Annotated in this window: 10 protein-coding genes; 8 read left to right on the top strand and 2 right to left on the bottom strand. The window is 37.3% G+C overall.

What is annotated here, in order from left to right:
* Nucleotides 1-12: 12 nt before the first annotated feature.
* Entirely contained in the window at nucleotides 13-963 is a 951-nt protein-coding gene (locus ACECE_RS0210400; protein WP_010681149.1) for an alpha/beta hydrolase, read from the bottom strand.
* Nucleotides 964-1,232: 269 nt separating this feature from the next.
* Between ACECE_RS0210400 and ACECE_RS0210395 the strand changes: the two genes are divergently transcribed.
* From ACECE_RS0210395 to leuB, 4 genes are all read left to right on the top strand, one after another.
* Nucleotides 1,233-2,117, top strand: a complete 885-nt coding sequence (locus tag ACECE_RS0210395) for a radical SAM protein (RefSeq protein WP_010681148.1) — start codon at nucleotides 1,233-1,235, stop codon at nucleotides 2,115-2,117.
* Nucleotides 2,118-2,180: 63 nt separating this feature from the next.
* Nucleotides 2,181-2,819: a DUF2179 domain-containing protein gene (locus ACECE_RS0210390; RefSeq protein WP_040428334.1), complete on the top strand. Its 639-nt coding sequence runs from the start codon at nucleotides 2,181-2,183 to the stop codon at nucleotides 2,817-2,819.
* Nucleotides 2,820-2,842: 23 nt separating this feature from the next.
* Nucleotides 2,843-3,745: an AraC family transcriptional regulator gene (locus tag ACECE_RS0210385; RefSeq protein WP_010681146.1), complete on the top strand. Its 903-nt coding sequence runs from the start codon at nucleotides 2,843-2,845 to the stop codon at nucleotides 3,743-3,745.
* 222 nt (nucleotides 3,746-3,967) lie between these two features.
* Nucleotides 3,968-5,053, top strand: coding sequence for a 3-isopropylmalate dehydrogenase (gene leuB / locus ACECE_RS0210380; protein WP_010681145.1), 1,086 nt, complete (start codon nucleotides 3,968-3,970; stop codon nucleotides 5,051-5,053).
* Nucleotides 5,054-5,185: 132 nt separating this feature from the next.
* On the opposite strand, the gene ACECE_RS0210375 is transcribed toward leuB, so the two are convergent.
* Nucleotides 5,186-5,845: a LexA family protein gene (locus ACECE_RS0210375; RefSeq protein WP_083878476.1), complete on the bottom strand. Its 660-nt coding sequence runs from the start codon at nucleotides 5,843-5,845 to the stop codon at nucleotides 5,186-5,188.
* Nucleotides 5,846-6,080: 235 nt separating this feature from the next.
* Here ACECE_RS0210375 and iadA point away from each other — a divergent pair, with 235 nt between their 5' ends.
* The 4 genes from iadA (at nucleotide 6,081) to cphA (ending at nucleotide 11,204) form a co-directional block, all read left to right on the top strand.
* Entirely contained in the window at nucleotides 6,081-7,232 is a 1,152-nt protein-coding gene (gene iadA, locus ACECE_RS0210370; protein ID WP_010681143.1) for a beta-aspartyl-peptidase, read from the top strand.
* 119 nt (nucleotides 7,233-7,351) lie between these two features.
* Nucleotides 7,352-7,612 carry a hypothetical protein gene (locus ACECE_RS0210365; protein ID WP_010681142.1) on the top strand — a complete coding sequence of 87 codons (261 nt, stop codon included), beginning with the start codon at nucleotides 7,352-7,354 and terminating at the stop codon, nucleotides 7,610-7,612.
* A 74-nt stretch (nucleotides 7,613-7,686) separates the two neighbouring features.
* Nucleotides 7,687-8,496 (top strand): cyanophycinase, encoded by an 810-nt coding sequence (locus ACECE_RS0210360; protein ID WP_010681141.1) that lies wholly within the window; start codon nucleotides 7,687-7,689, stop codon nucleotides 8,494-8,496.
* Nucleotides 8,497-8,555: 59 nt separating this feature from the next.
* Nucleotides 8,556-11,204 carry a cyanophycin synthetase gene (gene cphA / locus ACECE_RS0210355; protein ID WP_010681140.1) on the top strand — a complete coding sequence of 883 codons (2,649 nt, stop codon included), beginning with the start codon at nucleotides 8,556-8,558 and terminating at the stop codon, nucleotides 11,202-11,204.
* The last annotated feature ends 370 nt before the right edge of the window (nucleotides 11,205-11,574 follow it).

Genomic DNA, 11,574 nt, shown 5'->3' with positions numbered 1-11,574 from the left:
GGAGCATTTATTTTACTTATTATTGGAATCAGTTTTTAGTGAATTTAAAAATTCAGTTACTTTTTGCAGATACTGATCAGTTAGTTTTGTATAACTTTCTACATGGTTGACGCCTTCCGTTTCCCACAAAGTTGCAGAACTTCCGGCTGCCTTAAGCAGCTCATGGCTGTTTTCCACAGGAATATACGTGTCATCTTTGCTGTGTATCAAAAAGAGAGGCCTTGGAGCAATATTGGCAACTACATCTCTTGGACTGAATTCCTTAGGATTAACCCCTAATAATATTTTCATGGACGCAAACGTGGTTTGATTGAAAGGAAATGAAGGAAGTTTACTCCATGCACTAAGACTTTTATCAAGATATTCCTCCATATCTGAAAAAGGGCTGTCTGCAATTACGGCATTGACATCTTTACTTTGAGCTCCAGCCACAATACTTACCGCTGCACCCATTGAAAAGCCCATAAGAACTATTTGCTTGGAACCTAAGGTCTTGGCATACCTTATTGCACCCAGGAGATCATCCTTTTCATGAATGCCAACAGTAGTTAAATTCCCTTCAGACTCGCCGCAGTTTCTAAAATCAAAGGTCAATACATTATAACCTTGATTTAGAAGTGATTTTATCAGAGGAAGTGTGTTTTCTCCGTATTGAAGCCTGTTTTGACGGTAGCCATGGGCTAAAATCAATGTTTTGTTGCTGCCTTTGACTTCAAAGAACCACCCTTTCAAAGTGATCTCATCCTTTATGTCCTTAAATGAAATATTTCTATTGTCCGGAACGATATTAGACGAAAAAACAGGTATAGCTTTCCTTTTTGGATGGGTTAAGGTCCATCCTGTATAGGTGGAAATACCCATTAATGCAATAGCAGCAATCAGTACCAATATAATCATAGACATAATTATTGTCCTTACTTTATGTGTTTTTCTGTGTGCATATGATATGCCACTTATTCTCACTTTTCTTACCTCCTGGCTGTCGCCCGTTTATTTAATGTTTATACCTTATCTGCTCATTCCGCTTCCATCCATTGCTTACCATTCAACATGGTATAAACAAATAACAGTTCATTCTGAATATTTTTGATATCCCCTAGAAGGTTCAGGGATGTTATAATAATATATAATTATTTTACTTTGGTAGTTAATGATATATTCACTTATTTTCATTATATTTTCAATTGGAAATAATGTAAAGCATAAGTATTAAATTAATAGGGGTATAAGCTATGGAAATTTGCGGAATTTGTCCAAGACAGTGCAAGGTCGATAGAAAAGTTGAGAAGGGGTTTTGCGGAGTTTACGATACACCAAAGGTGGCAAAGGCATTTCTTCATAAGTGGGAAGAGCCATGTATAAGTGGTACAAATGGTTCGGGAACGGTTTTCTTTTCCGGATGCAATTTAAAATGCGTATTTTGCCAGAACTATAATATAAGTCAGGAATATGTTGGAAAAGAGGTTTCTATTGAGAAACTGAGTAACATATATCTAAAGCTTCAACAAATGGGAGCGCATAATATAAATCTGGTTAACCCGACACATTATGCCGTGCAAATAAAGAAAAGCCTTGAGATTTCTTCGAACCTTAAAATACCAGTTATATATAACACAAATGCGTATGAAACTATTGATGGATTAAAGATGGTTGAAGGTTTGGTTGATGTGTATCTTCCTGATTTCAAATATATAGAAGATAGCACTGCATCAAAGTATTCCGGTGCAAAAAATTATTTTGAAGCTGCATCGGAGTCAATAAAAGAGATGTACAGGCAGGTGGGAGGACCTGTATTTGATGAAAATGGTATAATCACCAGAGGTCTCATTATAAGACATTTGATACTTCCGGGGTTTTCGGGGGAATCTATGAAGGTACTGGATTATATTAAAAACAATTTGCCTGATGATATATATATAAGTTTAATGAGCCAATATACTCCTTGTTATAGGGCGGAAAACTATCCCGAGATCAATAGGGGAATTACCAGAAGAGAATATGACAAGGTATTAAACCACTTTTTCAAACTTGGATTTGAGAATGGATATATTCAGGAAAGAGATTCGGCATCTTGTGAGTATATTCCCCAATTTGATCTCGAAGGTTTGGATGGTTGACCATTTTATTTTGTTTCTGTAGAATTAAAAGTATCATCAGTGCAAAATTTTGCCTTAAAGGAGATGAGGGCAATAAACTTTATACAGATTGTAAACACTGATGTATTTAGTTGGGTTGTCTTGCCGTTGCTTATTTTTTCATCACGTATTGTTGATGTTACAATTGGTACTATACGTATTATATTTGTTTCAAGAGGAAAGAAAAATCTGGCTCCGCTGCTTGGCTTTTTTGAGGTATTGGTATGGATTACAGCTATTAGTCAGATAATGAAACATCTGGATAATATTGTGTGCTATTTTGCATATGCCGGTGGTTTCGCAGCTGGTACATTTGTTGGGATGATGCTTGAAGAAAAACTCGCAATTGGGATGCTGGTTGTAAGGGTGATATTGGTAAAGTACAATGATGAGCTTAGAGAGCACCTGTATAAGGCTGGATTTGGCGTTACTGTAATAGATGCTCAGGGAGCGAACGGGGATGTAAAGATTGTCTATACTATTATAAAAAGAAAAGATCTAAACGAGGTTCTAGGCATAATTACAAAGTCCAATCCAAAAGCTTTTTATTCGATTGAGGATGCAAGAACGGTAAATCAGGGGGTATTCAGGAATGCTGGGTATTACCGTCATGAAAAGCTTGGAGGATTAAATGTATTTAGAGAATTTGGATGGTTTAGACAGAAACGAAGGGGAAATGAGTGACAAAATGGAATGGGGTGAGGTAAATGGATGGTGGAATACTTCCAAAAGCCTGGGAGAGTCTTTTAAACTCTTCAACTTTTTTACCTGTGATAGTTAAGACCATAGAAAGATTTCATGATACAACGTGGTCTATGGAACCGAACCGCCACGAATTCTACGAAATGGTCTATATTAAAAGAGGAAACGCTGTATTTGAGATCTCCGGATATCCTGCAGAGATAGGACCCAATGATATAATAATTATTAAGCCAAATCAATTCCACAAGTTTATAGTAAAGTCGGAGTCGGGCTGCGAATTTATTGTTTTGAATTTTAAATTTGTAAATGAATTTGATTTGCAGTTTTCAGGGGTGTCCCTTGAATACTTTTTGGACTTTGTAAGTGGAAAAGAATCGGGCTCTTTTTTAACACTTAAAGTGAGCCAAAAAAATGAGATAATAAATATTCTGAACAGGATTTTGAAGGAAAAAGAGAATCCTGATATAGGCAGTGAGCTGCTAAATTACATGCTCGTAATGGAGTTGTTCGTCCTGATTTCCAGAGCCCTGAAAATGGAGTGGGAGAACAGCATAAAGAATAAAAGCTCGAAGCTAAAGGAATTGATACAGGTATCGGTAAGTTATATAAACAATAACTATGAAAGGGAAATTTCTTTAAAGGATATAGCTCAATATGTTTTCTTGAGTACCAGTTATTTTACCCGTGCTTTTAAAGAAGAAACGGGTATAAGTCCTATTAATTATCTTTTGAAAACTAGAATCGAAAGGGCAAAGGAGTTGTTAAAGGACTCAACACTAAAGATCAGTGATATCGCCCTTAGTGTGGGCTTCTCCAATCAGCAGAGGTTTAACGATATATTCAAAAAGTATGTTAAAATGACTCCGCTCCAGTATAGAAAAGAAAACGTAGGAATGGCGAAACTATAATTTCCGCTGCCATCCACTTATTCCTTAAATTAGGATTCGTACTCCTTTTGTCAAAAAACATTAAAAAAACTTACTAAATAAAGATTAATATCAGGAAGAATATTAATCTTTTACGTTTTATAATTTTATAAAGAATGAGTGAAATTATAACCGAAGTTGCATAGCAATTGTAAACGGTGCATAGCATGGTATTTAAAATAAAGCTTATGAGGGGTGTACAAAATGGGTAGATTTAATATTGCAGTATTGCCGGGAGACGGAATAGGACCTGAGGTTGTAGGAGAGGCTATTGCTGTTATAAATACGGTAAAAAAGAAGTTTAATCATGAGTTTGAATTGAAGGAAGGCGCACTTGGAGGATGTGCAATAGATGCTTATGGTGAACCTCTTCCACAAGCGACTCTTGAATTGTGCAAAAGCTGTGATGCTGTACTTTTAGGAGCTGTCGGTGGAGTAAAATGGGATACACTTCCGGGCGATAAGAGACCTGAAGCAGGGCTGCTTGGAATACGTGCAGGACTTGGATTATATGCAAATCTTAGGCCTGCAGTTATTTATTCCGCTTTAAAGGATGCTTCACCATTAAGACCTGATATAGTTAAAGACGGAATAGATATCATGGTAGTTCGCGAATTAACCGGTGGTATGTATTTCGGTGAAAAAGGAAGAGTTGATGCAGGTGATATGGGCCAGGCTGCATATGACACTGAAAAATACAGCACTTTTGAAGTTGAGAGGATAACAAGACTAGCTTTTGAAGCTGCAATGAAGAGAAATAAAAAGGTTACTTCGGTAGATAAAGCCAACGTTCTTGAAAGTTCAAGACTGTGGCGTGAAGTAGTTTTGAAGGTGGCTAAGGACTACCCTGAGGTTGAACTTAATCATATGTATGTAGACAATGCGGCAATGCAGCTTGTAAGAAATCCAATGCAATTTGATGTAATAGTTACATCAAATATGTTTGGTGATATACTATCAGATGAGGCCTCGATGATAACAGGTTCTATAGGAATGCTCCCATCCGCAAGCCTTGGACAGGGGACTTTGGGTTTGTATGAGCCTATACACGGATCTGCTCCCGATATAGCTGGTCAGGATAAGGCAAATCCAATTGCCACAATTCTTTCTATAGCTATGATGATGAAATACTCTTTTGGTCTGGAAAAGGAAAGTGAAGTTATTGAAAAAGCTGTTGAAAATGTGTTGAATGCAGGGTATAGAACGGCGGATATAGCATCGTCAGGCTCAAAAGTTATTGGGACTAAAGAAATGGGAAGGCTAATAAAAGAAGAAATAGAGAAGATGTAAAATAAATCTACAAATGACCTATGGCTGCGTAGATAGCCATAGGTTTTTTAATGCCTAAGAAATTAGCGAAGCCGACTTTTTTACATAATTCCAAAAAAAACTATCGTGCATCAGTGCACGACAGTTTTTTTTTTAATACTTTGTATATTTTCCAATAAGTTTACCTATAATCATTACTTCATCCTTATTAAAGACATCCTTGCCTATAAGGTCACTATCTGCTTTTAAAACTACATTGTTGGTGTCTTCATGTTTACTAAAATATCTTAAAAGTGCATGGTTATCGTACAATACTAATACAATATCCCCGTCTTCTAAGCTATTTGCGGATTGCCTGTCAATAATAAGACAGTCCTCATATTTTATTCCGCTGTTTAAAAGACTGTTATCAGGACAACTCATTATGAAGTAGTTTTCTGAAGCGTTTTCCGATTTAAATAATTCTGAAGGGAACGGATAATATTTTACTATGTTATAGATATTAAACAAATCGGAAATGTTACGGTTTGTTATTTTCTTTATTTTAGGCAAATATACAGGGGTCATGTATTGTGATGTATCGGTGACAAGTTGTATTGATCTTGCCATACCAACTTCTCGCTTAATAACACCCTTTTGCTCGAGACGGTTTAATATACCCTGGACTGCACCAGGAGTTTTTTCACCAACCATCTCTCCTATTTCCCTCACTGTAGGGGGAATACCCTTTAATTTGATGAATGACTCAATAACAGAATAGACCTTTTTCTGCTTTGAGGTTAGAAGATTAAAATCTGCAGCCACTTTGACCATCCTTTATTTTAAAAATGTATTTTTATGTAAATCTAAATTTACATAAAGTATTATTTAAATATTAGCAAATAAAAAATGACTTCGCAACCGTAATTACTAGCATTGTTACAAGAATATGGATATAAATGATAAACATGTGTACATGTTTTGTCGAAAAAATATATAATTTGTGAAAAAATAATTTCCGCATGAAAAAGAATTATTTGCGTACCATACATAAAAAGGAGGTGGTGGAATGTTCAAACTTCTAAAGAATGGTATATGTTATGCGCCTCAGTATCTAGGGAAAAAAGACATCCTAATTGTATTGAACAAAATATGTAAAATTGATGATACCGTACCGGGAGAAAACCTGCGTGATGTAGAAATTATTGACTGCACAGATAAAATAATCTGTCCGGGTTTTATAGATCAGCACCTTCATATAACAGGCGGGGGTGGAGAAGAGGGATTTATAAGCAGAATACCTGAAATTAAACTAAGTGAAATATTAGTTGCAGGAATTACAACTGTTGTAGGCGTTTTGGGCTTTGACAGCATAACCAGAAATATAGCGGGTCTTTTGGCAAAGGCTCGGGCCTTGGAAGAAGAAGGATTAAACACATATATATATACAGGGAGCTATGAAGTTCCAACAGCAACTATTACAGGTAAGGCAATGAAGGATATAACTCTTATTGATAAGATTATTGGGATAGGAGAAATAGCGATATCTGACCATAGGTCATCCCACCCAACGATAGATATGCTCAGGGAGGTTGCTTATGAAGCAAGATTAGGTGGCCTTTTAAGCAAGAAGGCTGGTATTGTGCACATACATGTCGGGGATGGGAAGAACGGTTTGAGGCCACTTAAGGAGCTTATTGAGAACTCGGATTTTCCTATTGATATGTTCATCCCTACACATCTTAACAGGAATAAGAATTTATTCCATCAAGCTATAGAATTTGCAAACAGCGGGGGGAATATAGATTTGACCGCCGGGCAGAGCAGTGAATCTGGTTATTCTATACCTGATGCTATGGAACTGCTCCTAAGAGAGAAGGTTGCTATGGAGCGGGTGACTGTATCATCGGACGGTAATGGCAGTATTCCTTCAACTGGTTCCGGGCCATCGGTAGGAAAGGCATTACAACTGTTTGAAGATATAAGAATTTGTATTTTAGATAGGAAGCTTGATCTTACTACGATACTTAAAACCGTATCAGAAAATGTAGCAAAGAGAATTAAACTTTTTCCTGGAAAGGGGACACTGGCTGAAGGCAGTGATGGGGATATACTTATTATAAACAAGCAGGATTTCAGCATTAATAGCGTTATCATAGGTGGAGAAAAATTTGTAGATAATGGTTTGGTAATCAGAAAGGGTTTTTATGAAGATTTATAGTGTGCTTCTACAAATTATGAATATGAGTTTGCAAAAATGTAAATACTTAGGGATAGCGAACTGTAAAGATAATTATTTATTTTATTCTTAAGTTCGATCTCTTTAAAAAGGGTGATTTTATGGAAAGAGTTGATACTCGGGCAAAGACTGCAAAAGGTGCAGGTTTTTTAACTGTAATAGGAGTAATATGTGCAATTGCTTCACTTTTTGCATATCCCTTTATTTTCGGAGTAGTGGGTGTGATAATGGGTATACTTTCAACAAAAAAAGGCAGTAGAGCAGGCTTGTTTGTAATTGTTGCAAGTATAATACTGATGGGTATTGGTTTGATTTTTAGCGGAGTAATAATGAATTACACCAGACACTATTTGGGAATGTAGTACTTATCAAAAGCAAGGATAGGATAAATCCTTGCTTTTTTATAGTGCAATAAGAATTTGGTTGGAGGACAGCTATGGATGAGAAAGTGAAAGGAAATTTGATAATAATAGGTGGAGCCGAAGACAAGGTTGGAAATAAGACTATTCTAAAACATGTTGTTGATATTGTCGGACATCAGCAGGGAAGCCTCGTAGTATTAACTACTGCAACGGAAAAGCCTGAGGAAGTAGGAAACAATTACAGAATGGTTTTTGAGTCTTTGGGGCTTAATAATATACAGGTATTGAATATTAACACTAGGGATGAGGCAAATGATGAAAGAAATGCAGATATAATAAGAAGCTGCGGTGGAGTTTTCTTTACAGGAGGAGATCAGCTTAGAATTACAAGTATTCTTGGCGGAACAATAACTAACATAGCCTTGCAGGAAGTGTACTCCCGGGGAGTAGTAATTGTTGGTACAAGTGCAGGTGCTTCAGTAATGAGTAATACAATGATAGTTGAAGGAGATAGTAATGGGCCTGCAAGAAAATGTACACTAAAAATGGCGCCAGGGCTTGGATTGCTGGAAGAAGCTATTATTGACCAGCATTTTGATCAGAGAGGCAGAATTGGAAGGCTTCTGTGTGGTGTAGCTGAGAATCCTTTTATGTTGGGTATTGGTATTGATGAAGATACTGCAATAAGAGTTTATCCCGATGCCCACTTCGAAGTAATTGGTTCAAATGCAGTTACAGTTGTGGATGGAAATACCATAAAGAGTTCAAACGTATCAGAACTCAAGCCGGATGAGCTCCTTGCCATTACAAACGTTACAATCCATGTTCTGCCTCATGGGTATGGATTTAATATGATGGACAGGGAAGTATTCAGAATAAACTGATATTTATTTTTGTAACAGTTGCTGCTGTGAAATGGGCATATTGTCTAGGAGGAAAAAAAGTGCAAATCTTAAATATACAGAGCTTTAGCGGAAGGAATATTTATAGTCACAAACCTGTAATAAAAATATTAGCGGATATTGGTGAACTGTATAAAAACCCTACAAAGGATTTTGAAGGTTTTAATGAAAAGATATTGGAAACTTTTCCGGGATTGCGCACACACTATTGTTCCCTCGGTTATGAAGGAGGATTCTTAGAAAGACTTGGTGAAGGAACTTATATAGGCCATGTGGCAGAACATATGATATTAGAGCTCCAGAATATGCTTGGATATGAAGTTCACTACGGTAAGACAAGAGTTATAAATGAGCCCTCTCTCTATTATATTGTATTTGAATATAAAAATGAGAAATGTGCTATAGAATGTGCCCGAACTGTGTTTGAATTTATTTGTCGGATTCTGAATAATGAAGAAGTAGACTTTTCAAATAAACTGGAAAATTTAAAGGCAATAGCCGTTGAGAATGACCTGGGACCGAGTACAAAAGCTATATACGCCGAAGCACAAAAAAGGGGTATACCTGTTACACGTGTAGGGAATGGAAGCATGATACAGCTTGGATATGGAAAATACTCGAGAATGATACAGGCATCACTTACAGATTCGCCAAGCTGCATATCAGTAGATACAGTCAGTAACAAAGATTTAACGAAGAATATTCTGAGAGATTTTATGATTCCTGTACCTGAGGGTGATGTATCATATAGTGAGGAAGGGGCTATCTATACTGCAAAAAAAATAGGTTTTCCTGTAGTTGTCAAACCACTTGATAGTAATCAGGGTAAGGGAGTTACCGTTAACATTAGGGACGAGCAGGATGTACGAATAGCATTTAAAGAAGCGAAAAAGTTTTCCAAATGTGTTTTAGTTGAGAAGTATATTTATGGTAAGGACTATAGGGTACTTGTAATTGGTGATAAAGTATCCGCAGCAGCTGAAAGGCGTCCGCCGTCTGTCAGCGGAGATGGCGTTCATAATATTGCGGAACTGGTGGAAATAGAAAATTCTAATGAATTGAGAGGTGCTGACCACGAAAAGCCTCTCACAAAAATTAAGCTTGACGATCTGGCTAAAAAGGTTCTGCTCAATCAGGACTGCGATGAGTATTATGTTCCTAAGTTGGATGAAATTGTTTACCTTAGATATAACAGCAATATAAGTACCGGCGGAACAGCCAGGGATTGTACAGAAGAAGTTCATCCTCATAACGCGCAGCTTGTAGTAAGTGCAGCAAAAGTTCTTGGATTGGATATTGCAGGTATTGATGTGTGCTGCGATGATATATCTAAGCCGTTATACAATCAAAATGGAGCTATAATAGAAGTTAATGCAGCACCAGGTCTAAGGATGCATATTTATCCTACTATTGGAAAGTCAAGAAATGTAGCATCTGATGTTTTGGATATGATGTTTCCTGAAGGAGAAGCCCATTCAATTCCTATTGTTTCTGTTACAGGAACGAACGGAAAGACCACAACAACAAGACTTATAGCTCATACTTTGGAACTTCAGGGAAAAACAGTAGGTATGACAACTACTAGTGGAATTTACATTGGTGATGAATGTATATTAAAGGGTGATAATACCGGATTTGTTAGTGCTAGAATGTTACTTTCAAACAAGTCTATAGATGCAGCAGTGCTTGAGACAGCGAGGGGTGGACTTGTTAGAAAAGGCCTTGGATATGACCTTGCTGATGTTGGAGTTATCACGAATGTAAGTGAAGATCACCTGGGTATAGATGGAGTTGATACCGCTGAAGATCTGGCATCTGCAAAGTCTCTTGTAATTGAAGCGGTCAAGCCTAAGGGATATGCAGTTATAAACGCAGATGATGGATTTGCCCGGTATTTTATGGATAGGGCAAAAAGTAAAGTTATACTGTTTTCAAAAGATAAACATAGTTCTATTATGCAAGATCACATTTCGCAGGGAAAGAGAGCAGTGTATCTTGATGGCGGAGAGATCTTTTTGGTTAAAAAAGGAGTAACCATTCAGCTTGCAAAGACCAAGGATATACCTATTACATTTGGAGGCATCCTGGAGTGTAATATAGAAAACTGCCTTGCAGCAGTTTCTGCGCTTTGGGGATTGGATATGCCTCTCGAGACTATAAAAGCTGGGTTGGTTTCATTCTTGCCGGATACAAGTTCCAACCCTGGAAGATTTAATATATTTGATATGGGAGAATTTAAGGTGATGCTGGATTACAGTCATAATCCGGCAGGATTTGAAGAGGTAATTAAATTTGTAAAGAAGCTTGAAGCTAATAGATTGGTAGGGATTATTGGTATGCCGGGAGACAGGCAGGACTCAAGTATGTGCAGTGCTGCTCAAATTTGTGCTGCTGGGTTTGATCGTTTATATATAAAGGAAGATGCGGATCTAAGAGGCAGGGAGCCTGGTGAAGTAGCCGGAATTTTCTATGATGAAGCTATAAAAAGCGGAGTTTCAAAGGAAAATGTTGAGATCATCTACTCAGAGGAAAAGGCGCTGGAAAAGGCTATACTTGATGCTCAACCAAGGGACTTTATTGTAATGTTTTATGAGAACTTTGAGGCCGCATTAAATATTGTAAATGAACTCAAGTCAGAAATTCAAAGCGGTTTGGTCAAATCAGAGGATATGGTTCAGAGCGCAGGCTGATGTTTGATAAGGATTGAAGGAGCTGTTCGAAAGTGGACCGCTCCTTTTTCTGTAATAAAAGAGTTTAACTCTACGTCCAAACCCATGTAGTTAGTGGGTTTGAGTAGGTCTTTGTGAGGAAGAGGGGTACTCGCCGCCGTGCAAGTGCACATTATTCCAAGAACTAAGCTACAAGCCTAAGAGAATGTACGACTCGCTACGGGTCGAATCAAACTCGCTACGCTCAAACAGGTGATTCGACTTATCCTTCGCTTCGTCTACATTCTCTAAGGCTCTTCGCAATGTTCTTTCCATAATATGTACTTGCACTATTGTAAAGCTTCCACTGAATATAGATTATATAATTCGCGATAATGATCTGGTACGGTTG

This window comes from Acetivibrio cellulolyticus CD2 (assembly GCF_000179595.2).
Lineage (GTDB): Bacteria > Bacillota > Clostridia > Acetivibrionales > Acetivibrionaceae > Acetivibrio > Acetivibrio cellulolyticus.
Note: the sequence above shows the minus strand (reverse complement) of the source record. Positions and strands in the feature narration are given on the sequence as shown.